This window comes from Noviherbaspirillum sp. L7-7A (assembly GCF_019052805.1).
Classification (GTDB): domain Bacteria; phylum Pseudomonadota; class Gammaproteobacteria; order Burkholderiales; family Burkholderiaceae_D; genus Noviherbaspirillum_A.
Window position 1 is genome coordinate 66,914 of sequence record NZ_JAHQRJ010000002.1, and the last position, 25,005, is coordinate 91,918.

Below are 25,005 nucleotides of genomic sequence, written 5' to 3' on the forward strand. Positions count from 1 at the left end.
CATGTACGTTGTTGAACAGTTTGCGCAGTTCGCCGTTGACTACCGCGGCGCGGCGATGGTGCCGGAAGTCGTGCATCACGCCAAGCGCGCCGTGATCGACTGGCATGCGGCCGCATTGCCGGGCGCGGTGCTGCCGCCGGCCACATCGCTGGAACGGGCCTTGTCGGAAGAGCTAGGCCACGGGAGCGCCCGCCTGATGCTGGGCCAGCCAGCCACCGTGAGGCTGGCGGCGCTGGTCAATGGCACCGCCTCGCATATCGTGGAAGTGGACGACATCTTCCGCGAAGCGATCTACCATCCGGGCGCGCCCACCATTGCGGCGGCGCTGGCTATGGCCCGGTCGCGCAAGGTGTCGGGCGAGGCCTTTTTGCGCGCGGTGGTGGTGGGCTACGAGATTTCCACCCGCATCGGCGCTGCGATGGGCCGCGCGCATTACCGGCACTGGCATAACACCGGCACCATAGGCTGCTTCGGCGCGGCGGCGGCGGCGGCTGAGATACTGGGGCTGGACCAGGCCCGCTTTGCGCATGCGCTCGCCACCGTGGCCACCTTCGCCGCCGGACTGCAGCAGGCCTTCCGCATGGATTCGATGTCTAAGCCGCTGCATGCCGGCCGCGCCGCCGAGGCCGGCGTCACCGCGGCGCTGGCGGCGGCGCAGGGCGTGACCGGCTCGCTCGACATTCTAGAAGGCGAAGCCGGCCTGGGTCGCGCGATGAGTGACAACCCCGACTGGGAAAAAGCGGTGGCGACCCTGGGCCGCGACTTTCATATCACCCGCATCACGTTCAAGAACCACGCCTGCTGTGGCCATACCTTCGCGCCGATCGATGGCGCGCTGGCGCTGCAGGCGCAGCACGGTATACGGGCTGAAGACATCGAGCAGATCAGTATCGGCACCTATCGCGCCGCGCTGGAAGTGGCCGGCTATGAAAATCCGGCCACGCCCGCGGAAGCGCGCTTCTCGGTCAAGTACACGGTGGCCAGTGCGCTGATCCATGGCAGCGTGCGCCTGGCCGCGTTCGAGCCGGCGCGCATGAACGATGCGGCGACCCGCGCGCTGATGAAGAAGATCGCGCTGACGCTCGATCCGGAACTGGACGCTGCCTTCCCCGGCCAACGCGCCGCCCGTCTCGAGATCCGGCTGCGCGATGGCCAAGTGCTGTCCTGGCTGCAGCCGTTTCGCAAGGGCGATCCGGAAGCGCCGCTGTCGGACCGGGAACTGGAGCAGAAATACCGAGAACTGGCGGACCCGGTGCTGGGAAGCGAGGCCGCGGGCGCGCTGCTGGGAAAACTCCATCGCCTGGACGAATTGCCAGGTCTTGAAACGCTCTGAGCCTGTGAGCCGGCGCGGCGCCGGCAGACTTTTATGGACAAACGAGACATGGCAACATCGAATGAACCGGGTGACGGCCTGCATCACGGCATGGTCGACACCAGCCTGGGCAAGCTGCATTACGTCAGCGCTGGCAATGGCACGCCGCTGGTACTGATCCACGGCGGCTTTGGCAACTGGCTGCATTGGCGCGACAACATCGCCGCGCTGGCGCAGCACCACACGGTCTTTGCAATCGACCTGCCGGGCTTTGGTCTTTCATGTGATGCCGCGCCGCAAAGCGATATTGACGGCCTGGCGCGTCCGGTCGGCGAAGCCATCGCCGGCCTGCGTGCCACGCTGGCGCCGCCGCTGCGCGACACGCGGCCGGGCATCGCCGCCTTTTCCTTCGGCACCGCGGTTGCAGTGCGGGTTGCCTTGCTGTTTCCGGATGCGGTGGCCGGGCTGCTGCTGGTCAATCCGCCCGGCTTGGGCCAGGTGTCGGAGGAAGTCAAGGCGTTGCAGGCCCGTGCGGCCGAGGCGGCACGCAACCAGGGCCTGCGCGCTGGCCTTGCGATTACGCTCAATGAGCTGATGGTGAAGAATCCAGCGCTGGCCACGCCAGAGGCGCTCGACCTGCTGGAACAATGCGTACGGCAGAACCGCTTCGTTTCCCGCCAGCTGTCGCGCTCGGTGCATTTGCGGCCGATGCTGGCGGCCCTGCAGATGCCCGTACATGTGGTGCTGGGACGGGACGACCCGCACCAGCGGCATGAACTCGCCCAGCGTCGCGACTGGCTTGCGCAGAACCTCGGGCCCGAGTCGGTTAGCGTGATTGCCGATTCCGGTCACTGGCTGCAGTATGAACAGGCGGCACGCTTTAATGCGCTGGCCTTGCGCTTCTTCAGCCAGGCGCAGTCATGAAGATCGCAATCCTCGACGACTACCAGAATGCCGTGCGTTCGCTGGCTTGCTTCCGGCTGCTGAATGGCCATGAGGTCACGGTCTGGAACGACCATGTGGAAGATATCGACCTGCTGGCCAGCCGGCTTGCCGACACGGAAGTGCTGGTGCTGATCCGCGAGCGCAGCAGCATCAGCGCAGCGCTGCTGGAGCGCTTGCCGCGCCTGAAGCTGATCAGCCAGCATGGCGTGACGCCCCATATAGACCTGGCCGCCTGCAGCCGGCATGGCGTGCTGGTGTCGGCCGGGCAGTATGGTCGGCCTTCATATGCGACGGCGGAATTCACCTGGGGACTGATCCTCGGCGCGCTGCGCCACATACCGCAGGAAGTGGCCCGCCTGAAGGCCGGGCACTGGCAGTCGACCATGGGCGACGTGCTGCATGGCCGCACCCTCGGCATCTTCGGCTACGGCCGGATCGGCGCGCTGGTTGCCGGCTATGGCCGCGCATTCGGCATGCGGGTGCTGGTCTGGGGCCGCGACACCACGTTGGACAAGGCACGCGCAGACGGCCATCTCAACGCCGCCAGCCAGCGCGAGCTGTTCGAGCTGTCCGACGTGCTGAGCCTGCATATCCGACTGACCGATGCCACGCGCGGCATCGTCACTGCCGACCATCTAGCGCTGATGAAGCCGGATGCAATGATCGTCAACACCAGCCGCGCCGAACTGATCGAAGCCGGAGCGCTAGAAGAGGCGCTGCGGGCGGGACGGCCGGGCCGGGCTGCGGTGGACGTGTACGAGCATGAGCCGGTGGCGACGGACCATCCCCTACTTGCGCTGCCGAATGCGGTATGCACGCCGCACCTTGGCTACGTCGAGCGCGATGCCTATGAATTTGGGTTCGAGAAGGTGTTCGAGCAGATCCTGGCTTATGTGGCGGGTGCGCCGGTGCATGTGGTTAATGCGGCGATGCTGAAGGCGGAAGCGGCCAGGCGAGCGAGATAGGGCTGGTATTGGCCGTGGGGCACTCGCCGCTTTTGTGGAGTGCAATACTCGAAAGGCATTGCACCATGCGTCGCAGACCGCGCTGGCCTGGTCCACCAACTTTGTTGCTCGACCTCGGTAGAATGTCCCTTCTGGGTATTCCACCGCCGCTTGCCAACCGCGACGTCATTGTCGGCTACCTTCATCGCTCGACCCATGGTGGAATGCCCCTTCGGGGATTCCACCCTACGCCAGACCGGCAGCCAGCGGGCCAGCCAGTGGACCGGGGCAGCGGGGCGGTGGCGTCGGGTATTGCCGGGTTTGTCATTTGGCTGCGCGCCGATGCCCAAAGCTCAGGCGTCCAGCCTCGCTCGTCCACGGTTGGTACCAGGCGCCAGCGCCTGCGGCGAACACGCCGGTTGCAGCCCCTCGGCACCGGCCAGCGCGGCCAGGCGGTCGCGGTCTTGCTCGGACTGCCATCCTTCGGTGACATCGTTCCATGCCAGAAAAACCGTCAGCGCGCAGGCCCGGTAATAGCCGCCGGCCTCGGGGAAAAGCGCGTCGACGCGCCGCTCCGCCGTCCCGGCCTGCAAGATCAACTCCCTGATGCGGTTTTCTGCGATATCGGTCAGGTTACGGTAAAAACAAAGCGGCTGTGCCATGGCATCTCTCCTTTGGGAAAGAGCATGCCATGGTACCCGTTAGTTTCTACAGAGAAACTAATGATTCCTTGATCCAGACCAATATCAACGCAGGTGATGCACCTTTGCCTGCCCGTACACCGGGGTTGGGATGCCTTCCATGCGCGCCTTCAGCTGCAGCGACAGGTAGCGCGAATAGTGCCGCGACTGATGCAGATTGCCCCCATGGAACCACATGTTTTCCTGCGCGGTCGGCTTCCACATGTTGCGCAATTCGCCTTCCCACGGGCCGGGGTCCTTAGTAGTGGCCGAGCCCAGGCCCCAGCATTTTCCGACCTTGTCCGCCACTTCCGGCGAGACCAACTGCGCCACCCAGCCATTCATCGAGCCATAGCCGGTGGCATATACCAGTAGGTCGGCCGGCAGTTCGGTGCCGTCGCTCAACTCTACCGAGTTGGCCTTGATGCGCCGGATGTCGACCCGGCTCTTCAACCTGATGCTGCCGTTGGCCACCAGTTCGGAGGCGCCGACATCGATGTAATAGCCGGAGCCGCGCCGCAGGTATTTCATGAAGAGGCCCGAGCCGTCGTCGCCGAAGTCCAGCATGAAGCCGGCCTTTTCCAGCCGCTCGTAGAGGTCGGCATCGCGCTTCTTCATTTCCTCGTACACCGGGATATGGAAGGTATGCATGATCTTGTACGGCACCGAGGCGAAGGTGAGGTCGGCCTTGTCGGTGGTGATGCCGTTGGCCACCGCCTGCTCCGAATATAGTCCGCCCAACGCCAGCTCCATCAGCGACTCGGATGGCGCGATGTGGGTGGAGCTACGCTGGATCATGGTGACGTCTGCGCCGTTTTCCCACAGGTCGGCGCAGATGTCATGGGCCGAATTGTTCGCGCCCAGCATCACCGCCTTCTTGCCGGCAAAGGCCTCGCCGCCGGGATGTTTGCTGGAGTGGTGCTGCACGCCCTGGAAGTCTTCCGCGCCCTCGATCTTCGGCACATTCGGAAAGCCCGACACGCCCAGGGCGAATACCAGCTGCTTCGGGCGCAGCGTCACGTCTTCGCCATTGCGCCTGACCAGCACTTCCCATTCCTTCTTCCCTTCATCGAAGCGGGCGCTGACGGCCTCGGTACTGCTCCAGTAGTTCAGCTCCATCACCTTGGTATACATCTCCAGCCAGTCGCCGACCTTGTCCTTGGGCGCGAACACGGGCCAGTCGTCCGGGAAAGGCAGGTAGGGCAGGTGGTCGTACCAGACCGGATCGTGCAGGCAGAGCGACTTGTAACGGTTGCGCCAGGAGTCGCCAGCGCGCGGATTGCGCTCGACGATGATGGTCGGCACGTCCAGGCGCTTCAGGCGCGCGCCGAGCGCAATGCCGCCCTGGCCGCCGCCGATGATCAGGCAATAGGGCTGGGTGCTGTAGCCCAGCTCGCGTTCCTCCTGCTGGCGCTTCTCCAGCCAGGACAGCCGGCCCTTCTGCACGCCATGCTCGGCGCCCTTGGCGCGCCGCTCGCCAGTCTTTTCCTCATGCCCCTTCAGTTCGGTCATCGTGGTCAAGAGCGTCCAGGCCCGGCCGTCCTTCAGGCGCAGATGGCCGCGGCCGCGGGCCACGCCGGTCTCGAAGGTCAGCCAGGCATCAACCACGCCGTCGGCTTCGGTCGCATCGCCTTCCAAGCGCCAATTCGAGGGCGCGGTGTCGGCCAGGCGCGCCGCCAGCATGTCGCGCACCTGCTGCCGGCCTTCCATGGTCTTGATGTTCCAAGTAAAGCTAACTAGGTCGCGCCAGTAGCAGTCTTCCTGGAACAGCGCGGCCACGGCGTCCAGGTCGTTGCTCTTCAAGGCCACGCCGAATTCTTCCAGCCAGCCTGCCGCCGCTTGGGTGGGGGTAATCATCATTTGTCTGCCTCCATGATATGAATAGCCCGGCTCGTGCCGGTCATCGTCTTTCGCAAGCCGCGTGCCAGCGCCGCCTGCGCCTAGCGCGGACTGCGGGCAGGCATGCAAGCCTATGAATCAAAAGAATCCGTCAGCGAGGCAGGCTGCCGCGCATGGGAGGCATGCGGGCGCGCTGGACCGGCTGTGCGGCACCTGCGCCGTCACCCGGCCTGTGACAGGTGTCACAGCTGTGACACTTGCAGGACGCCAGCCGCCCGGTGCGTGCTCAGGCTTGCGTATGGTTAGGGCTGACGATGCCCAGCCGTTTCATGCGCCGGTACAAGGTCATGCGCCACGCCCATGCGGGACGCGGCCAGCGTCACGTTCCAGCGGCATTCATGCAGCAGCGCTTCGAGCTGCCGCGCCGGCGTGTCGGCCGCGGCGGCAGCCGGTGCTTCGAGGGCGCCAGACATGGCCATGCCGTCCGGCAGGTCGGCCGGCTCGATGCGGTGGCCGCTACAGACCGCGACCGCATATTCCAGCACGTTGCGCAGTTCCCGCAGATTGCCCGGCCAGCGATGGCTATGCAGCAGCTGTGCGGTGTCGGCGGCCAGCTCGGGCGCATGCTGCATGCCGTTGCGCCTGGCATGGGCGCGCAGCATCTGGTCCATCATCCAGGCCAGGTCCTGGCGCAGCCGCAGCGGCGGAAGCGCAAGGCGCGCGCCGTTGAGGCGGTAGTACAGGTCGTCGCGGAAGCGGCCTTCGCGCACCAACGCCTCCAGCGCGCAGTGGGTGGCCGCGATCACCCGGATGTCGACCTGCACCGGCCGCGACGCGCCAATCGGCAGCACTTCCTTTTCCGCCAGCACCCGCAGCAGCCTGGCCTGCAGATGGCGCGGCATGTCGCCGATCTCGTCCAGGAACAGGGTGCCGCCATGCGCCTCGGCGATCAGGCCGCGCTTGCCTTTCTGGGCCGCGCCGGAAAAGCTGCCGGGCAGATAGCCAAACAGCTCGCTCTCGATCAGCGTCTCGGGTATGGCCGCACAATTGACGGCGATGAAGGGGCCGCGCCGGCGCTCGCTGCTTTCATGCAGGGCCTTAGCGAAGTATTCCTTGCCGGTGCCGGTTTCCCCGGTCAGCAGGAGGCTGACCGGCGTGTTGACCAGCCTGGCGGCACGCTCGATCTGGCGGTCCAACAGTGCATCGCCGCCGGACAGCGCCGCCAGCGGCGCCGGGATCTGCCGTGCTTGGGCTGCCTGCACGGCCTGTGCCTGGCGTGCCGGCGGTGGTGCCGCCAGCAGGAACAGGATGCGCCTGCTGCCGTTGACCACCACCGCGCGCCGGTCGGCCGGCGCGGTCTGTAGATAGCGGCCGAGGTGGTTGTAGTCGAGCTGCAGGAGCTGTTCGATATGCCGGCCCAAGAGCGGCGGCGCGCCCGGCGTTTCCAGCAGCAGCTGGGCGCGGCGGTTGTAGCCGGCGACATGGCCGGAGGCGTCCAGCGCCAGCAGGTATTCCGGGCTGACTTCCAGAAACTACGGCGCCGAGGCGAGCCGCAGCACCCATTCCTGGCCGAAGCGGCGCAGGAAGCCCGCGTCCTCCACCCGCTGCGCCGCCATCTTCACTAGTTGCAGCGCCAGGTGCTGGCTGGCCTTGGGCTGGGGCGAGGTAAGGGCGGAGATGTCCAGCACCGCATTCAGGCGGCCGTCACTGCCATAGACCGGCGCGGTGCTGCAGGTGAGCGGAATGTGGGTCGCGTCGAAGTGGTCGTCCTGGTGCACAGTCAGCGCTTCGCCTGTGCTGATGCAGGTGCCAACGCCGCAGGTGCCGGCATGGCGCTCGCTCCAGTCGGCGCCGAGATAGAGGCCAGCCTTGCGCAGGCTGCGGTCCAGCTGCAGGTCGCCGATGAAGTCGACCGTGACGCCGCACGCATTGGTGAGCAGCACCACATAGCCGAGGCCGGCCACCTGCTGGTAAAGCGATTCCAAGCCATGGCGGGCAATGCGCAGGAAGTCTTCCATCTGGTCCTGGTGCTCGCGCAGCACCGGCCCCGGAAGAATCACGGCCTCGCGCATGCAGGTCGGGTCGAGCCGATGGTCGTTGACGCAGCGCAGCCATGAGCTGCGTATCACGTCATCATGCGCCACCGCTTCGGGCGGCACCGCCGCGGCCGCGCCGCCATGGTCCGCCACGCGCAAAACGGTGGCGATGTGTTCGCGTTGCTGATGCCGCATGCGGGTCTCCTTGCGCCGGATCGGTGTCCGGCTGCGTTGTGAGGCACAGAAAGCAGGCTGCTAGTCTAATACCAATCTCGTCCGTAACGTGCCATGAACCGCGATTGGCAGCAGGGACCTTGCCCAGGCTGTCCCGTAAAGCCCTCGCCGACGCTTGCTTGGCGCGGCCGGCTGCGACAGACTTGGCCTATCCCAAGGCTGACGCAGCCGCCAATTCAACAGGAGCCTTCCATGGACGTGACCGCGCTTTTATCGCAGCTGGGCGTGCAGCCCGGCAGGCTGGACCCGGCTGGCCTGCAGTCCGTCTCGCCGATCGACGGCAGGCCGCTGGCCGGGATCGCAACCAGTTCTGTGAGCCAGGCCGACGCCGCCGTCGGCCGCGCTCACCAGGCTTATCTCGCCTGGCGCGACGTGCCGGCGCCGCGGCGCGGCGAGCTGGTGCGGCTGTTTGGCGATGTGCTGCGCGAGCACAAGGCGCCGCTGGGCCGGCTGATCACGCTGGAAACCGGCAAGATCCTGCAGGAAGGGCTAGGCGAGGTGCAGGAGATGATCGACATCTGCGACTTCGCGCTGGGCCTGTCGCGCCAGTTGTACGGGCTGACGATGGCATCGGAGCGGCCGGGCCACCGGCTGATGGAAACCTGGCATCCGCTAGGCGTGTGTGGCGTGCTGTCGGCCTTCAACTTCCCGGCAGCGGTGTGGGCCTGGAATGCCGCGCTGGCCTGGGTCTGCGGCGACAGCGTGGTCTGGAAGCCCTCCGAAAGAACGCCGCTCACGGCGCTGGCCTGCGCCGCCCTGTTCGGCCAGGCTTGTCAGCGTTTCGGCGCAGCGCCGTCCGGCCTGCTTGAAGTGCTGCAGGGCGGTCATGCGCTGGCGGCGCAGCTGGTGGACGATGGCCGCGTGCCGCTGCTCTCGGCCACCGGCTCGACCCGCATGGGCCGGGAAGTGGCGCCTCGGGTGGCGGCCCGGTTCGGGCGCGCCATCCTCGAACTTGGCGGCAACAACGCTGCAGTGGTGACGCCCAGCGCCAACCTGGCGCTGACCCTGCGCGCCATCGTCTTCGCCGCCGCGGGCACCGCCGGCCAGCGCTGCACCAGCCTGCGTCGCCTGTTTGTCCATGCCGACCTGCATCAGCGCCTACTGCCGCCGCTGAAGGAGGCGATGAAGGGGCTGCGCATCGGCGATCCGCTGCTGCCTGAAACCCTGGTCGGCCCGCTGATCGACGGCGCCGCCTTCGACGCGATGCAGCGCGCCCTGGCAGTTGCGTCCGGACAGGGCGGCACGGTGCATGGCGGCGAAAAAGTAATGGTGCCGGGCTGCGAGCGCGGCCACTATGTGCGGCCGGCGCTGGTAGAGATGCCGACCCAGACCGGCATCGTGTGCGAGGAAACCTTTGCGCCCATTCTCTATGTGATGCGCTTCCACAGCCTGGAGGAAGCCATCGCGCTCAACAATGCCGTGCCGCAGGGCCTGTCTTCATCGATCTTCACGACGGACATGCGGGAAGCCGAACGCTTCATGTCGGCTGCCGGCAGCGACTGCGGCATCGTCAATGTCAATGTCGGGCCGTCCGGCGCCGAAATCGGCGGCGCCTTTGGCGGCAACAAGGAGACCGGCGGCGGCCGCGAGTCCGGCTCGGATGCCTGGAAGGGCTATATGCAGCGCGCTACCAACACCATCAATTACTCGGATCAGCTGCCACTGGCCCAGGGCATTGCCTTCGATCTGTAGGGTAAGTCGCGGCCGGGCTGCCGGGTGATCTACTGGCAATCCCTTTTGATGGACATTTCCCGGTATGCGGGTGATGAAACCTGGCTATGTCCAAACGATGCCCGCAGCGCGAACCACGTCCACAAGCGACTTCGCCCGATCTGGTAAACCCATGTCTTGACCAGCACAGGAAGGTGCCGAACTGAATGCCGCAAACCCCGTAGCCGCTACCCACCCCCTGGATGACCGCAGCCGCATCTTCGCCATCGTCGCCGCCTCCTCTAGCAACCTGGTCGAGTGGTTCGACTTCTATATCTACTCGTTCACATCGTTGTACTTTGCCCATGCGTTTTTCCCGTCCGGTAATCTAACCACCCAGTTGCTCAACACCGCTGGCGTGTTTGCCGCCGGCTTCCTGATGCGGCCCATTGGCGGCTGGATGTTCGGCCGGATCGCCGACAAGCGCGCCCGCAAGACAGCCATGCTGATATCAGTATTCATGATGTGCGGCGGCTCGCTGCTCATTGCCTACCTGCCGACCTATGCCAGCTTCGGCACGCTCGCGCCCGCTTTGCTGCTGCTGGCGCGGCTGTTGCAGAGCTTGTCGGTCGGCGGTGAATACGGCACCAGCGCGACCTACATGACCGAAGTGGCGCTAAAGGGGCGGCGCGGTTTCTTCGCATCCTTCCAGTACGTGACCCTGATCGGCGGCCAGTTGCTGGCAGTGCTGGTGCTGGTGGTGCTGCAGCAGTTGCTCACCACGGAACAACTGCGCGACTGGGGCTGGCGCATCCCCTTCGTGCTAGGCGCGCTGGCCGCACTGGTAGCGCTTTACCTGCGCCGCACCCTGTCCGAGACTTCCACCGCCGAGAGCCGTGGCGCCAAGGAGGCCGGCAGTTTCGCCGGCCTGATGCAGCGCAAGGGTGCCTTCTTCACCGTGATCGCCTTCACCGCCGGGGCTCGCTGATCTTCTACACCTTCACCACCTACATGCAGAAGTACCTTGTCAACACGGCCGGCATGTATGCCAAGACCGCCAGCCTGGTTATGACCTGCGCGCTATTTGTCTACATGCTGATGCAGCCGCTCTTCGGCGCGCTGTCTGACCGCATCGGGCGCCGCACGTCGATGCCCTGGTTCGGCGGCCTGGCCACGCTATGCACCGTGCCTATCCTCTATGCGCTGGCCGGCGTGCGCAGCCCTTATGCCGCATTCGTGCTGGTACTCGGCGCGCTGGCCATCGTCAGCTTCTATACCTCCATCAGCGGGCTAATCAACTCGGAGATGTTCTCGCCGGAAATCAGGGCGCTTGGCGTCGGCCTTTCCTATGCGCTGGGCAATGCCATCTTCGGCGGCTCGGCCGAGTATGTTGCGCTGTGGCTCAAGTCGGCCGGGCACGAAGCCAGCTTCTATTGGTATGTGACGGCGATGTGTGCGATCGCCTTCGTGGTCTGCTTAAGGATGCGCGACCCCGCCAAGGTGGGTTATCTGAAGGATGCTGCCTGAAGGGAAAAACGGGGAGACGCGGCCACACGCGTCTTCCCCATCTTTAACGCGCGACAGACGCCGGGCGCACGCCTGCAATCGAAGTAATGGGCACGCAACCGTAGCCTGATTGGCCTGTATGCACGGTAAAGCAACGTCATTGCATGAAAAAAATCACAATTTTTTCATCTATTTCAAGCACTTGCCTTTAATATTGGCGAGCCGTCCCAAAATGCGGCAAGATCCGGTTGAATTAAATTAAAGGTTTGCAATGATTGCCATTTATCGGGCAGTGGTATCCCTTGTACTCGCCATGGGGTTGGCGCAGCCGGCTCTGGGCCAGAGCAGCGCGGCCGGGCTTCAGGCCGCCATCGATCCCAGGTGGACTTCGAGCTTCGACGCTTTCGCCAATGCTGATAAGCAACAGATGCCGGCGCCGGGCGGCGTGCTGTTCGTCGGCAGTTCGTCGATACGCCTCTGGGACAACCTGGAACAGCAGTTCAACACCGCGCCCATCGTGGTCAAGCGCGGCTTCGGCGGTTCCCGCATGGAAGACTGCGCCGCCCACCTGAGCCGCCTGGTGATTCCCTACAAACCGCGCACGGTTGTGATCTATGCCGGCGAGAACGACTTGGCCGAAGGCCGCCGGCCGGAACAGGTGCTGAAGAGCTTCACCCGCTTCGTCGAGGGCGTGCGCGCCGCCCTGCCGGCTACCCGCATCGCCTATGTATCAATCAAGCCGAGCATTGCCCGTGCCGGCATGCTGGACGACATCCGCGCCACCAATGCCCTGATCAGCGACTATGTGTCGCAGCTGGACAATGCCCGCTATATCGATGTCTTCACGCCTATGCTCGACAGCCGTGGCGCGCCGCGCGCCGAACTGTTCCGGGAAGACAGGCTGCATCTGAACCAGGCCGGCTATGCGCTGTGGCACGACCTGATCTCGCCGTCGCTCAGGTAGGCAGGTCGGATTCGGCCGCACTGGCGGCTCGGGTCTGGCTGCGCCGGGCGCGCTGCAGTTCCTGCTCCTTGCGCGCCGCCAGCATGCGCTGTTGCTCCTCGCGGTCGATGTACAGGGTGACCAGTGCGGTGGCATACAGCGCAGCCAAGCCGGCCGCCATCATCAGCACATCCAGCAGCAATGGCCGGCCTGGACGGTACTCCCCGGCAATCGTCAGCGCCGCAAGCACCACCACCAGGTGCATGCAGAACACCGGCAGCGAGGCCGACCCCAGCTTTTCCAGGAAGCCGATACGTGGCAGCCGCTCGCTCAGGCGCGGCCCGACATGCATGATCACCACCAGCAGTGCGAACAGGTTCAGCATGCGCAGCGGCCCCAGTTTCCATTTGTCAAAGAGCTGATTGATCAGGGATTCGGCATGTCCCGGCACCGGAATCTGCCCCGCCGTATGGCGCCAGATGAGGCAGACTAGCACCACCAGGACGGCGCCCGCCAGCAGGGCCTGCGGAAAGGGTTTGCGGTGATCCAGTCGGCCCTGCGCGGTGGCGGCGCCCATCCACAGCCCGAACAGCCAGAGGAATTGCCACGACAGGGTTTCAAACGAGCCGGTTTCGCTAAACGGCACCCGCAGCCCGATATGGCGCGCCAGCACTTCGTACAGCCCCTGCGACAGCGGGAACTGGCCGCATGCCCACAGCGCCACGCTGATGACGAACACGCCGGTCCAGCCGCGCTGCATCGCAAAGGCCAGCACGAAGGGGCTAGCGAACAGCAGCAGGATGTAGAGCGGAAGGATGTCGAGCAGCGGCGGATTGTAGATCAGCAGCAGCGCGCCCGGCAGGGCGGCCCATGGGTCGGACAGGTAAAAGCCGATCAGGTTGGTCAGCGCCGGTTGGTCGAGCTTCAGGCCGAGCAGTGCAATGGCCGAAAACAGGAACAGTAGCAGGGTGGCGTGGCAGGCATACACGGTGGTAACGCGCCGGAAGAAGGCTTTCTTCATCGCCGGTATCCCGGCCTTCTGCGCCCGTCCGGTGTAGATCAGGCCTGCCATGAAGGCTGACAGCATCACGAAACCCTCGGCAGCTGACACATAGCCGAAAGGCTGGCCGAGCTTGTCGGAAAACCGGGTCGGCAGATGCGTGGTGAACATCATTACCAGCATGAAGCCCCGGAGCAGATCCAGTTCCCACCGTCGATTCATGGTCATTCACCTGTCGAGTAACGGGACAGTCTGCCGGAAAAGCGATGACGGGGATTTGATTGAAAACACCGATGGAATAGGACGAGGAATTATCGGTATTGTGTAAATGGAAAAGCCATAAAGATGGCAATCGGATGTTTAAATTGCGCAATACGGAGAGGAGAATTCGTCGAGCAGTCAAAACATGTTTCCTGGGTAATCGGAATTAGGAATATTAATCTCGTAAAAAATATTAAATTTTCCATGTTCACATTCTCTGGTTCCTAGCCGCCAGAATCCGGAAAGCATGGTGAGTCACCCGGTGAGTAGGTCAGAAATGCCAGGAAATCAGGAAATTTATGTAATTACGTGCGCGATCGCACATACATTCTTGTTATTTCGTGCGCATTGTAAAATTGTTGTGTCGAATAAATTTACAATAATGAAACTAGTTACATTCAGTAACTTGTTAAGTCGTTGATTTTAAAAAATGTTGGCAACTTGGCACGTTTCCTGCTGATTAGTCCATGAGAGCAATCTCGCCATAATTAATCAAACTGGAACCGGAAAAATGAAAAACGCAATTCGCAAGACCCTGATCGCATGCGCAGTAACCGCCTCCTTCGCTGCCAGCTCGGGCGCCATGGCACAGAGCTTCCCTGACTTCACTGTAAACGAAGGCGCCATCGCCGGTGCCCTGGCTCAGACCGTCAACGCCGACAAGATCACCGGCAACTACGTGGAAGTCATCACCTTCGCCGGCTCCGAAACCAGCGGCACCTTCAATGTGTCCCTGAAGTGGAATGCCGGCCAGTTTGTCGGTAACAATGGTTCCACCCCACTGGCCAGCCAGCTTGGTAGCACGTCGTCCAGCCAGTACGGCCTGTACGCGCTGTACCAAGGCACCGGCACCTTCAACACCACCGCATCCGGCACCGTATTCAGCTTCGCGCCGGGCGGCAGCCTGAGCCTGTTTGCCGACGCGCAGGCCAACACCCAGTTCGGTCAGCCAACCAATGGCGCACTGGGTTTCACTACCAGCAACAATGCGGATGACGTGCTGATCGCTACCGGCACCCCAACCTCCGGCGAAGGCCGCCTCGACCCCAGCCTGAGCACCTGCGGCGCCACCAAAGGCATCAACTGCGGCAGCTTCGGCGCCTCGTCGACGTTCAACCTGACCGGCGCCGGCAGCGAGTATTTTGTTGCGCCCAACCCGTTCTATAACATTTCCTTCCAGTCGGGCCAGCTCAACAACTTCAACCCGACCGGCACCCAAGTCATCAACGGTTCGCTCGACGTGATCTTCGGTGGTTCCTCGGAAGTGCCGGAACCGGCAACCGTGGCCATGATTGGTCTGGGCCTGCTGGGCCTGGGCTTGTCCCGTCGTCGTAAGCAAGCCTGATGATGCCCGCCGCCTGCATGGGCGGCGCGTATAGACGTAATGAGAAACCACGGCGCTTTGCGGCTGTGGTTTTTTTGCCTGTGCCGTACGGTTCAAGCAATTTTGCAAGAGACATGATGAGATAAATTTGACTCTGGCCAGTTGCGATGCAGGGCGCCCGGGCTGCCACAGGCAGGCGCTGCAAGGGTGGCAACGCGGCAGCACGCTGACCAGGGCCGCCGATAAGCACTGTTACTTCCGGACGGGTACCTTATACTGCATGACGCCCGGCAAGGCTCTGACATGCTGGGACCGGCCCGCGCAGACTGCCCCGGCGCGGCACAGGCCAGCGCGACACGGGCAACATCCATCAATCAAAGCAGCCCGACATGCAGCCTTCCCAACGCCTCCGGCGTTATTTCCCCTTCCTGTCATGGCCGCGCCCGACACGGCATTCCCTGAAACGCGATGTCTGGGCCGGCATCACCGTCGGCCTGGTGCTGGTGCCGCAGGCGCTGGCCTATGCGACGCTGGCCGGCATGCCGCCATACACTGGCCTGTATGCCGCGCTGCTACCCAGCATCATCGGCATGCTATGGGGTTCGTCGCCGCTGCTGGCTGTGGGGCCGGTGGCGCTCACCTCCATCCTGGTGTTCGGCTCGCTATCCTCCATGGCAGCGCCGGAAACAGGCGCATGGATCGCGCTGGCTATCTGGCTGGCGCTGTATTCGGGCTTGTTCCAGTTGCTGCTAGGCGTGTTCCGCATGGGCAGCATTGCGAACCTGGTGTCGCAGCCGGTAGTAACAGGCTTCATCAACGCCGCTGCTGTCATCATCATGCTGTCGCAGCTGCCGCAGTTGCTGGGCATCGCCTTCCATCCGCGGCAGTGGTCCGTGCCCGCCGAATTCGTTACCCTGTCGCGAGGCACGCCCATCACCGCTGCCTTCGGCTGCAGCGCCATCCTGCTGCTGGTCCTGCTGAAGCGCTATGCTCCCAGGCTGCCGGGCGTGCTGCTGGTCACCGTGCTGGGCATCCTCGCCAGCCGGCTGCTGGACTATGCCGGCCACGGCGGCGCCATCGTCGGCGAGCTGCCGTCGAGTTTGCCGACGATGGCTTTGCCGCCCGCGATCTCCTTCGATAGCCACCGCGAACTGTGGCTGGGCGCACTGATTCTGGCCATCGTCAGCTTCACCGAGGCCATGTCGAGCTGCCGCGTGATCGCCCGCAAGCAGCGCGAGCGCTGGGATGAAAACCAGGAGCTGATTGGCCAAGGGCTGGCCAAGATGACCAGCGGCCTGTGCGGCGCCTTCCCGGTCAGCGGCTCGATCTCGCGCTCGGCGCTGAACCTGTATGCCGGCGCCACCAGCGCCTGGTCGTCGCTGGTGGCGGCGCTGTGCGTGCTGTTCTCGCTGCTGTTCCTGACCGGCTTCATCCATGACCTGCCGTACGCGGTGCTGGCGGCGATGATCATGGTGCCGGTGTTCAACCTGCTGGATTTCGGCGCCTTCCGCCGCCTCTTCCATATCTCGCGCGACGACGCGGCGGTGGCCGCCGTGACCTTCATCGTCACCCTGTCGTTCTCGCCGCGGCTGCACTTCGGCGTTTTCGCCGGTCTGGGCCTGACCATGGTGACTTTCCTGTACCGGCGCGCCCATCCGCGCATCATCGAGGTCGCGCTGCATGCCGACGGCACCCTGCGCGACCGCACCCGCTTCGACCTGCCGCCATTGGCGCCCGACCTGCTGGCGGTGCGCATGGACTCGGCCCTGAACTTCCTCACCGCGGCCGCGCTGGAGCGCTTCATCGTCGAACGGCAGAGCGCCGACCCCGGCGTGCGGCGGGTGCTGCTGTCGGCCTCGGGCATCAATGATATCGACGCCAGCGGCGTGGACCTGCTGGAGGCGCTGGCGCTGAATTTGCAGGCGCAGAACGTGGAGCTGAATCTGGCGGCAGTGAAGAAGCAGGTGTGGGAAGTGATGGAGCGGGCGGGATTGATCGCGATGATCGGGGAGGGGCATTTGTTCAATACCGACCGGGAAGCGGTCAGCCTGTTGGCGGGCACGACGGCGCAGCCGCGCTGAACCGGATGGGGCGCGACACAATGGCTTGATCTGATGGCAGGGCGAGACGCCAAAGACCGAAACGTTGCCTGATGTTCCCGGCGCGGGAACCAGTGTTGCAGCTTGCCGCGTCGCAGTGGCCGGACGTCGCGGATGTCAGCGGCTGCGGCCAGCCGCCGCCGCGACGGTGATGGCCCCCGGCACATCCTTGATGAAGTCGCGGAACAAGGGAAACAGCAGCCGGTTTCCGTAGCCGCTCACATGGCCGGTGTCGAAGAACGTTGGTCTACCGTCGAGGAAGGCGCTGCATTGCCCGGCCGGCGGGCACAGCGCCGGAAACGGCTCCCGGATGCGGGTGTTGCGCACGTCCTCGCCCAGCTTGCGCATTGCCGCCACTACCGGACTGCGCAGATGCAGCAGCAGGGCGCGCGGCATGGCGGTGCCGCCCTTGGAGACCGGGTTGGTGCGGCTATAGCTTTCCGAGCACATGTAGAGGGTCGAACGGAAGATGGGCTTTGGCGCCTCGAGCGCGATGCGCGCCGGTGGCGCTCAGCCGGCGCAGGATGCGTTCTGCCTCCGCGCTTGCCTCTTCCCTTGTCCTGACCGCGTCCGGCCCGAATATTTTCGCTTCAACGTCTTCGGCGCCGTTCGGGTTTTCCTGTCCGGAAAAGCGCGGCAGTCGCAACGATGGCAGGAACACCACGTCGCCCGGCCGCACCCAGGTCAGCATGTCCTTGATGGCGGCCTCGCCGTTTTCCCTGCAGCGCTCGCTCGATTCGGAGCCAAGCAGGCTGAGGAAGGCGCAGCCGCCGTTGCGGTAAAAGTAGACCGGCGCGCCGGTCTCCATCACATACTGCATATACATCGGCGCCTAGCCCGGCGCGTGGAAATCGCCGATGGCAAGGATGCGCGGCGCCGTGTCGGACTGGCCGCGGTTTTCGCGCCGGTAGGTCAAGAAGTGTTCCTTGGCGATGCCTGTCTTGCTGGTGCTGACGACGCGGCCGGGCAGCGCGGCACTCTCGCTGCTGCCGTAGGGGTACCAGTCCTGCGCATGGCGCGCAACCGTGCTCACCGAGACGGCTGGCTGCGCCTTGTTGATGAGGTTCATGATTCAGAAAAACGAAACGATCGCGTCCAGGCCCGCCGCCACGACGGCATATCTCGGCGCGCGTCGCAGCGCCGGCAGCTGCCGCACCGGCTTTTCCACCCACTGGTAGAGCGTACTTAGCACCGGCGCAATGGCGCCCGGGAAGGGCACGCCATGCAGATCGGCCCATGACGAAGCCGTAGCCGACTAGCAGCAGCGAGATGCCAGGTCCGATGCATGGCGATGCCGCCGCCGGCGTCGAGGATTGGCCGAACCGGCATCCGCGCAATACCATGAACTGATACAGCAGCACACCCGCGCCCAATTGCCGGAAGCGGCTGGTGATCAGGTATAAGGCGAAGGTCGGGTTGGTCCGGCCCAGCCACACCGCATGCAGAAGGGACAGCAGCGTCACGCCGGCGAAGAGCCGGAAGGTGCGGCGGCGGCCGGCACCGGCGGCAAGCCAGCCGAAGAAGAGCAGCGGGAACACAAAATAGAACTGCTCTTCCACGCCGAGCGACCAGGTGTAGGTGCAGGGATTGAATTCGGCGACCGGCGAGAAACAGTCGTTGCTGCACTTGGCCGGCAGCAGACTGCAGGCCATCCATGGCGCGCGCATCCCGCCGTAAGCCACTGCGCCAGGGCTTTCGTTGGATGTGGCGCCAAAACCTTCCTTGCGTTTGGAGCAGCGATCAGCCTACGCCGCGCTTTCGCGCGGCCGGTTCCGCGGACTGCGTCATGGTGCCAACCTGCCTCTGTTGAGGTCGTCGGACTGCAGCGGCTTTGCCTTCCTGCTGCCGCGCTGCCTGCTAGCGTAGCAGGTCGGTCCCGATCTGCATCATCTGCGCCGGATACTGGATGTGGGTGTAATAGATGCTGTGCATGCGCTCGTCGAGGAAGACGCGGCAGATGTCGGCGCTCGGATCGCCCACGCCAATGTCGAGATGCGCGGTGGTATCCCCGTCCGGCACCGTGATGCGCACGACCTACCTGGCATGCGCGATCGTCACTTCCTTGCGCGCTGCCAGTTGCGGCACTACCGGCGCGCTGCTGCCTCCCTGCGGGTCGCTGTCGAAAATCTTCTTGTCGAGATGAATCTCGATCAGGCAATACGGTTCTTTATTGCGGTAATGCACGCGGCGCAGCCGTTCGTAGGCCGGGCCGGGCAGGCCGAAGTCCAGCGCCGGCGCCAGCGGCTGGCTGGCATCGCCCTGCAGAGGCAGCAAGCGTATCTTCAGGCCGGCCACCTTCCTGACCAGCTCCCCCATGCTGCTGGCCAGCTTGAACCAGCGCTGCTCCGACATAAGCGCCTTCAATCAGTGCGAGCGTTTTTCCCCTTGGGCGCACGCTCTGCATCGATGGCCAGCCGCTTCAGATGGATGGCGTGTCTGCCAGCAGCGCCATCATGCGCATTGCGTCGCGCGGCGCATGGCCGTGGATATCGTTATTGAAGAACACATAGGCGCCGTCAGTTGATGCGGCGCGGTGCGCGTGCAACTGCGCCAAGTCGGCCAGCAGCGCATCGTCGTCATAGCTGCTGGCATACAGCGTGCCCGGCCCGTGGCGGCGCAGGTAGAGGAAGTCGCAGGTTGGCACCAGCGGCGTGCTGAATTCGGGCCAGTCCGAGGCTACCAGTGCGGCGCCGTAGCGTTCGAGCAGGGACAGGGTGGCGGCGGCGAACCAGGAGGCATGCCGGATTTCCAGCGCGGCCCGCAGGCCGTGTCCGGCAAGCAGCGCCAGCACCGGCTCCAGCCGCGCCAGGTCGATCTGCATCTGGCCGGGCAGCTGCAGCAGCACCGGGCCGCGCTTGTCGGGCGCAATGCGCAGCGCGCCGCTGATGAAATAGGCCAGCAGGTCGGCGCCCTGGCGCACGCCGCCTTCGCTGTGCAGCTTGAGGCGCCGCCGATGCGTGACCGACTGCGGCGCCTTGAGCACCATCCTGCTGCCTTCGGGGAGTACGCCGGCCCAGGCCGCCACCGTGTCGGGTGGCGGTATGCGGTAGAAGGTGGAATTGATTTCGATAGCCGTCATGCGCTCCAGCGCATAGGCCAGCCGGTCCTTTACGCCGCGTGGATAGAAGACACCGTTGTTCCAGTGGCGGTACTGATAACCGCTGGTGCCGATATAGAGCTGCATGCCAGGTGCTTGGAGATTACGGCCGTCGGAAGATCACCACATGCTGCCACGGCAGGGTGGTTACGGTTTGCTGCCAGACCAGTCCGCTGGCTTCCACCTCGCGCCGTATGCCGGCTTCGCTCATTTTGTGCAGCGGCTTGATCGGCACCCGATCGTCCTCGGCGCGGTACTCCACCAAGACCAGCCTGCCGCCCGGCTTCAGTGCCCGCGCCACGCTGTCGAGGATTTCCCGTGGATGGCTCAGCTCATGGTAGACGTCCACCATCAGCGCCAGGTCGATGGCCCCCGGCGGCAGGCCGGTGTCGGTTGCCGTGCCCAGCACCGGCTGCACATTGCGCACGCCGCGTCGGCGCATGCTGTCCTCCAGCAAAACCAGCATCTGCGGCTGCACATCCACCGCATACACCCGGCCGTTGTCGCCGATGCGCGCGGCGATGCGCCCGGCATAGTAGCCGGTGCCGGCGCCGACATCGGCCACCGCCATGCCGGGCGCAAGCCCCAGCGCGGCCAGCAGTAGCTCGGGCCGCTCCTCGCGCTCACGGCTGCCGCGCTCCAGCCAGTCGGCGCCGGGGTAGCCCATTACTTGGGCGATCTCGCGGCCCATATAGGTCTTGCCGATGCCGTCGCGGCTGGGCGCGATGCTGCCGTAGGCGGCTTCGCGCGCCGCGCCGGGCTGCATGATGCATAGCAGGCACAGCGCCAGACAGGCAATTGATCTGCGCATTCCAGGCTCCCGGATCTGGTGGTGACCCGCAAGCTTAGCCCAAGCTGGCTGGCCGCCGCACGAGGCTGCGCAATGCCTGCCTGCTACCAGCCTTCCAGCACGATCTTGCCGCGCGCCTGGTGCGACTCGATCAGCGCGTGCGCTTGTTTCAGGTTGGCGGCATTGATGCTGCCGAAATGCTGGTTGAGCGTGGTGCGTATCGTGCCGGCGTCGACCAGCTGCGCCACCCGGCTCAGGATCGCATGCTGGGCCGCCATGTCGGCAGTGCCGAACAGGGAACGGGTGAACATGAATTCCCAGTGCACCGATGCGCTCTTGCGCTTGAGCAGGCGGATGTCGATCAGGTCGGGGTCGTCGATCAGCCCGAACTTGCCCTGCGGCGCAATGCATGCGGCGATTTCGGCGAAATGCTGGTCGGTATGGGACAGGCTGACGATATACTCCGGTTGGGGCAGGCCGAGCCGTTCCAGCTCGCGCGACAGCGGCTGGCCATGGTCGATCGCGTGGTGCGCGCCGAGCTGGCGTATCCAGTCCTGCGACTGCGGCCGCGAGGCGGTGCCGACCACGGTCAGGCCGGTCAGCTGGCGCGCCAGCTGCACGATAATGGAGCCGACGCCGCCGGCCGCCCCGATCACCAGCAGCGACTTGCCGCCGGCATCGCCGCCGACCGGGATCTCCAGCCGCTGGAACAGCATCTCCCATGCGGTCAGGCTGGTCAAAGGCAGCGCCGCGGCTTCGGCGAAGCCCAGCGATGCCGGCATCGGGCCGACGATGCGCTCGTCCACTAGCTGCAGTTCCGCATAGCTGCCCTGGCGCGCAATCGAGCCGGCATACCAGACCCGGTCGCCTGGCCTGAACAGCGTGACCTCGGGGCCGACCGCCCGTACCACGCCAGCGGCGTCCCAACCCAGTATCTTGGCCTGGCCGGGCTCGGGCGCGACATTGGCGCGGACCTTGGTGTCAACCGGGTTGACCGACACGGCCCTGACCTCGACCAGCAGGTCGCTTCCCTGGGCAACCGGATCCGGCAGGGTGGCATCAAGCAGCGCCTCGGGGTGCTCGATCTTGTGGCTGGTATGGTAGACCACGGCTTTCATTCTGGTTCTCCTTGGGGGAATGGCGGTTTGGAGGGATTTTCCGTTATCCGGATTGATTGATAAACTGCCCGCCAACTGCTTCTGTTTCAATCACCCGTTGAAAATACGCCATTTACAAGACCTGGAAATCTTTGTCGCCGCCGCCGAGGCCGCTGGCCTGTCAGCCGCGGCGCGCCGGCTGGGCCTGTCGCCGGCGGTGGCGAGCGCCGCGCTGAAGCGGCTGGAACAGGACCTGGGCGTTGCGCTCCTGGTGCGCACCACCCGCAGCATGCGCCTGACCGCCGCCGGCGAGTGCCTGATGGAACGCGCCCGGCCGCTGCTGGAAGGGCTGGCCGAGGTAGAGCGGGAACTGGAGGCAGGGCATGCCATCGTCGAAGGCCAGTTGCAGATATCGATGCCGTCCGACCTTGGCCGGCATGTGCTGCTGCCGTGGCTCAGCCGGTTCCAGGCCCAGTATCCACGGGTGCGGCTGCGCATGCAGCTGTCGGACCGGTTAGCCAATGTGTACCGCGAGCCGGTGGATATCGCAATCCGCTTCGGGCATCCGGCCGATTCCGGCATGGTGGCACTGCCGCTGCTGGCCGAGAACCGCCGCATCCTGTGCGCCGCGCCCTCCTATGTGGCCAGGCGCGGCGCGCCGTCGTCGCCTGCCGAGCTGCGCCACCACAACTGCCTGTGTTTCATGCTCGACGAAACCGTCTACAACCGCTGGCAGTTCGCCAGGGATGGCCAGCAGCTCAACGTGGTGGTGGACGGCGACCGCGTCGCCGATGATTCCGACGTGGTCAGGCGCTGGGCGATCGCAGGGGAAGGCATTGCCTACCGTTCCCGCATCGATATCCAGCACGACTTGGCGGGTGGCCGGCTGGTAGCGCTGTGCCCGGACTGGCAGGGCGAAAATGTGCCGCTCTACCTGCTGTGCGCCGGCCGGCGCCAGCTGTCGCCGCTGGTACGGTTACTGCATCAGTTTCTGGTTGAGCAATGTGCAACGTTGGGACACTAAAAAAGCTTGCCTCGCCATCTGCCGGGCCCCGCCGCATGACGCAGGTCTTGCAGCGTGCAAATAAAGTCGCTACAGCGTTCCTGCCAGCTTACGATGAAGCACCCAGCACACGCTAAAAAGGGAGACAGCATGGCATTGAAAATTGGATTCGCATCGCTCGCACTGGTCGCGCTCGCCGGCTGCGGCGGCGGCACTTCGGTAACGGTCGACGGCGTGCCGGAGCCGTCCAGGCGCACCTTCCTCTTCTGGAGCGGCAGCAACAGCGGCGAGCGCGTGGTCGACGTCAACAATGACGCCTTCGCATTCTTCAGCGATACCGGCTGCCTGTATAACTTTCGCACCGGGCGCGAGAACCTGGGCTTTTGCCTCAATGCCGGCGGCGACCGGGTGCGTTACGGTGTGCTGGCAATGCGCATCGTCAATGTCACCTCGGCGGCGGGCACCTGCATTGCCGCCCTGGTGGAAGAGAGCACGGCCCAGTTCGTCGACATCGAGACCGATGCCTTCGACCGGGAAATCGTGGCCGTCACCGCGCTGCGGCCCAGTCCCTGTTTTTAAGAGACGAGGCGTGAAGCGGAACGATGTCCGCTTCACAGCACGGCGCCGGTATGCCAGCTACCGCTTTCAGATCGCTTCTGGCGCGATGTCGGATGCGCCGCAATGCGGATGCTGGAAGCCGGTTGGCGTGCCGCTGGCAAAGATGATGTTGTCGGTGTTGTTCGGGCCAACGCCGCTGGGCACCTTGTCCAGGCCGGCTGCCCGCCGCATGCGATAGGCAATCACATGGTCGGCACAGGCCGTATCACCGGAAAGGCCCAGCCCGCCGATCACTTTGCCATCCACATACAGCGGCACGCCGCCGCCGAAGGTGATGATGCCGCCCGGCACTCGTCCTATGCCGCTGCCTTGGGCCAGGTAATCAGGATTGAAGGGATTGGAATTATTCAACCCGTACAGCGAGCCGCCGGGCTGGGTGGGCGCATACAGGTTGGCTGTGGACAGGGCCAGCTGATCATTGCTGAAGCCATTGGCCGTGTTGGCCTTGGCAATGGCAATGGCGCGGCTGCCCGGCCAGGCGTCTCCCAGACGGATCACCGAGCACAGCACGCCCTGGCGGTCGATGACGGCCGACCACATGCGGCTGGGCGAAAACAGCCCCCCGTTGTTCTGCGTGGCCACGCTGGCGAGCTGCTGCTGCACCCGCGCCACGGTGGCGTCGGGTATGCCGCAGGGCTTGTTGCCCTGCCCATTGCCGTCGTCGGCCAGGGTGAGGGTGCTGATGCCTGCCAGCGCAATGGTAAGAAGGGCATTCTGTTTTCTTGACTTCATGTTTGTCTCCTGATCCAGGTGTTGACACGGTGGTGCAGAGTTCAGGCTCTGCGGACGCAACCCGGCACGCCGCCGATGCCGGCGGCCTGTCTAGTTGAATGGAAGCGTTAACGCCGGCGGGCGGATGATGCAAAAAAGAAACCGGCAATCAACTTTAAGGTGGAAGTAATTGTCGATCACCGAACGGTGGAGCTTTTGTGGAAGATCAAGCGTAGCGAAGCGGCTTATTAAATTGCGCTGGTGGTTGGTATGGCGTGGGATCGGTAGTTTTTGGAATGGTTGTCAAGCCTTTGGCAATTCTGGATGCTCGGAAGCTGACGAGGCTGCAGTGCTGGCCTTTGCGTTGATGCTTAAGAATTTCGATGGCGACAGTGCTGCCCGTGCGTTGCCAGGTGACGCGACACCGCTGCACTGCCGTGGAGACAAGCCTGAAGTCCGCCCCGGCGGCCGGGGCACTTTTTTGCTGCGCCAAAAAAGGCGACCTGTTGAGCACGCCCCGCTGATGCGGCGCGCTCAACGGGCGTTTGAACGGCAACCGCAACGGCAACGGCAACTTCAGCCGCCTCTGTAGGGCGCAGTACCCGAAGGGCATTGCACCACGGGTCGCAGACCAGGATGGCATGGGGCGACAGCCTTCCTCGATCGACCCATGGTGCAATGCCCCTGCGGGGTATTGCACTCTACTGACGCCGCACCTTTTCCCTCTCCGGCTAACGCCGCCACGGTTGGCTCAACCGGACTTGAACGGCAACGGCAACGTTTGTTTTCATAGCGCGCGCCATGCAAAGCGGAACGCACCATGGACTGCAGAAGATAGAGATCCGACCTGGCTCCGGATCAACCGTACGGTGCAATGTCTCTTCCCGGATCGCAGCCTGCACAAACTGACCCACCT

General features: G+C 64.5%; 21 protein-coding genes and 2 pseudogenes. 10 read left to right on the forward strand and 13 right to left on the reverse strand.

Going from position 1 to position 25,005, the window contains the following annotated elements; translation table 11 throughout:
* Position 1: 1 nt before the first annotated feature.
* From KTQ42_RS18520 to KTQ42_RS18530, 3 genes are read left to right on the forward strand one after another with little or no spacing between them, the layout of a single operon-like run.
* Complete coding sequence (locus KTQ42_RS18520; RefSeq protein ID WP_217347107.1) at positions 2-1,333, forward strand: MmgE/PrpD family protein; 1,332 nt, start codon at positions 2-4, stop codon at positions 1,331-1,333.
* Positions 1,334-1,366: 33 nt separating this feature from the next.
* The gene (locus KTQ42_RS18525; RefSeq protein ID WP_217347108.1) at positions 1,367-2,236 is read left to right on the forward strand and encodes an alpha/beta fold hydrolase; all 870 of its coding nucleotides are present in this window, start codon (positions 1,367-1,369) and stop codon (positions 2,234-2,236) included.
* Positions 2,233-3,222: a D-2-hydroxyacid dehydrogenase family protein gene (locus KTQ42_RS18530; protein WP_217347109.1), complete on the forward strand. Its 990-nt coding sequence runs from the start codon at positions 2,233-2,235 to the stop codon at positions 3,220-3,222. The genes KTQ42_RS18525 and KTQ42_RS18530 overlap by 4 nt, the downstream gene beginning before the upstream one ends.
* A gap of 332 nt (positions 3,223-3,554) precedes the next feature.
* Here KTQ42_RS18530 and KTQ42_RS18535 read toward each other — a convergent pair whose 3' ends face one another.
* From KTQ42_RS18535 to KTQ42_RS18545, 3 genes and pseudogenes are all read right to left on the reverse strand, one after another.
* Complete coding sequence (locus KTQ42_RS18535; protein WP_217347110.1) at positions 3,555-3,863, reverse strand: hypothetical protein; 309 nt, start codon at positions 3,861-3,863, stop codon at positions 3,555-3,557.
* An 84-nt stretch (positions 3,864-3,947) separates the two neighbouring features.
* Positions 3,948-5,741, reverse strand: coding sequence for an NAD(P)/FAD-dependent oxidoreductase (locus KTQ42_RS18540; protein WP_217347111.1), 1,794 nt, complete (start codon positions 5,739-5,741; stop codon positions 3,948-3,950).
* Between the two features lie 265 nt (positions 5,742-6,006).
* Positions 6,007-7,951: pseudogene (locus tag KTQ42_RS18545) on the reverse strand (sigma-54-dependent Fis family transcriptional regulator).
* A gap of 231 nt (positions 7,952-8,182) precedes the next feature.
* Between KTQ42_RS18545 and KTQ42_RS18550 the strand changes: the two are divergent.
* The 3 genes and pseudogenes from KTQ42_RS18550 (at position 8,183) to KTQ42_RS18560 (ending at position 12,110) form a co-directional block, all read left to right on the forward strand.
* On the forward strand, positions 8,183-9,682 hold the full coding sequence (locus tag KTQ42_RS18550) for an aldehyde dehydrogenase family protein (protein ID WP_217347112.1): 1,500 nt from the start codon (positions 8,183-8,185) through the stop codon (positions 9,680-9,682).
* Positions 9,683-9,863: 181 nt separating this feature from the next.
* A pseudogene (locus tag KTQ42_RS18555) lies at positions 9,864-11,167 on the forward strand (MFS family transporter).
* 250 nt (positions 11,168-11,417) lie between these two features.
* Positions 11,418-12,110 (forward strand): SGNH/GDSL hydrolase family protein, encoded by a 693-nt coding sequence (locus KTQ42_RS18560; protein ID WP_249222984.1) that lies wholly within the window; start codon positions 11,418-11,420, stop codon positions 12,108-12,110.
* Here the strand turns inward: KTQ42_RS18560 and opgC are convergent.
* A complete protein-coding gene (opgC, locus tag KTQ42_RS18565) occupies positions 12,103-13,311 on the reverse strand; it encodes an OpgC domain-containing protein (RefSeq protein WP_249222985.1) in 1,209 nt (402 codons plus the stop codon). The two genes, KTQ42_RS18560 and opgC, sit on opposite strands and share 8 nt — an antisense overlap.
* A gap of 550 nt (positions 13,312-13,861) precedes the next feature.
* Between opgC and pepA the strand changes: the two genes are divergently transcribed.
* Together pepA and KTQ42_RS18575 are read left to right on the forward strand one after the other, a co-directional pair.
* Complete coding sequence (gene pepA / locus KTQ42_RS18570; protein ID WP_217347114.1) at positions 13,862-14,695, forward strand: flocculation-associated PEP-CTERM protein PepA; 834 nt, start codon at positions 13,862-13,864, stop codon at positions 14,693-14,695.
* 368 nt (positions 14,696-15,063) lie between these two features.
* Positions 15,064-16,755: a SulP family inorganic anion transporter gene (locus KTQ42_RS18575; RefSeq protein ID WP_217347115.1), complete on the forward strand. Its 1,692-nt coding sequence runs from the start codon at positions 15,064-15,066 to the stop codon at positions 16,753-16,755.
* A 135-nt stretch (positions 16,756-16,890) separates the two neighbouring features.
* Here the strand turns inward: KTQ42_RS18575 and KTQ42_RS18580 are convergent, their stop codons facing one another.
* The 8 genes from KTQ42_RS18580 to KTQ42_RS18615 all read right to left on the reverse strand — a co-directional run bounded on the left by KTQ42_RS18580 (position 16,891) and on the right by KTQ42_RS18615 (position 21,778).
* Complete coding sequence (locus KTQ42_RS18580) at positions 16,891-17,223, reverse strand: SGNH hydrolase domain-containing protein (RefSeq protein ID WP_217347116.1); 333 nt, start codon at positions 17,221-17,223, stop codon at positions 16,891-16,893.
* Positions 17,204-17,599: a hypothetical protein gene (locus KTQ42_RS18585; protein ID WP_217347117.1), complete on the reverse strand. Its 396-nt coding sequence runs from the start codon at positions 17,597-17,599 to the stop codon at positions 17,204-17,206. The genes KTQ42_RS18580 and KTQ42_RS18585 overlap by 20 nt, the downstream gene beginning before the upstream one ends.
* Positions 17,600-17,605: 6 nt before the next feature.
* Positions 17,606-17,842: a hypothetical protein gene (locus KTQ42_RS18590; protein ID WP_217347118.1), complete on the reverse strand. Its 237-nt coding sequence runs from the start codon at positions 17,840-17,842 to the stop codon at positions 17,606-17,608.
* 788 nt (positions 17,843-18,630) lie between these two features.
* Complete coding sequence (locus tag KTQ42_RS18595) at positions 18,631-18,792, reverse strand: hypothetical protein (protein WP_217347119.1); 162 nt, start codon at positions 18,790-18,792, stop codon at positions 18,631-18,633.
* Positions 18,793-18,807: 15 nt separating this feature from the next.
* Positions 18,808-19,125, reverse strand: a complete 318-nt coding sequence (locus KTQ42_RS18600) for a hypothetical protein (protein ID WP_217347120.1) — start codon at positions 19,123-19,125, stop codon at positions 18,808-18,810.
* Positions 19,126-19,192: 67 nt separating this feature from the next.
* On the reverse strand, positions 19,193-19,957 hold the full coding sequence (locus tag KTQ42_RS18605) for a DUF72 domain-containing protein (protein ID WP_217347121.1): 765 nt from the start codon (positions 19,955-19,957) through the stop codon (positions 19,193-19,195).
* 16 nt (positions 19,958-19,973) lie between these two features.
* The gene (locus KTQ42_RS18610; protein ID WP_217347122.1) at positions 19,974-20,681 is read right to left on the reverse strand and encodes a class I SAM-dependent methyltransferase; all 708 of its coding nucleotides are present in this window, start codon (positions 20,679-20,681) and stop codon (positions 19,974-19,976) included.
* 83 nt (positions 20,682-20,764) lie between these two features.
* The gene (locus KTQ42_RS18615) at positions 20,765-21,778 is read right to left on the reverse strand and encodes a zinc-binding alcohol dehydrogenase family protein (protein WP_217347123.1); all 1,014 of its coding nucleotides are present in this window, start codon (positions 21,776-21,778) and stop codon (positions 20,765-20,767) included.
* Between the two features lie 103 nt (positions 21,779-21,881).
* Between KTQ42_RS18615 and KTQ42_RS18620 the strand changes: the two genes are divergently transcribed.
* Both KTQ42_RS18620 and KTQ42_RS18625 read left to right on the forward strand, forming a co-directional pair.
* Positions 21,882-22,781, forward strand: coding sequence for a LysR family transcriptional regulator (locus tag KTQ42_RS18620; RefSeq protein WP_217347630.1), 900 nt, complete (start codon positions 21,882-21,884; stop codon positions 22,779-22,781).
* A 129-nt stretch (positions 22,782-22,910) separates the two neighbouring features.
* Positions 22,911-23,339 carry a hypothetical protein gene (locus KTQ42_RS18625; protein ID WP_217347124.1) on the forward strand — a complete coding sequence of 143 codons (429 nt, stop codon included), beginning with the start codon at positions 22,911-22,913 and terminating at the stop codon, positions 23,337-23,339.
* Between the two features lie 66 nt (positions 23,340-23,405).
* Here KTQ42_RS18625 and KTQ42_RS18630 read toward each other — a convergent pair whose 3' ends face one another.
* Positions 23,406-24,110 (reverse strand): heme-binding protein, encoded by a 705-nt coding sequence (locus tag KTQ42_RS18630; protein ID WP_217347125.1) that lies wholly within the window; start codon positions 24,108-24,110, stop codon positions 23,406-23,408.
* Positions 24,111-25,005 lie beyond the last annotated feature (895 nt).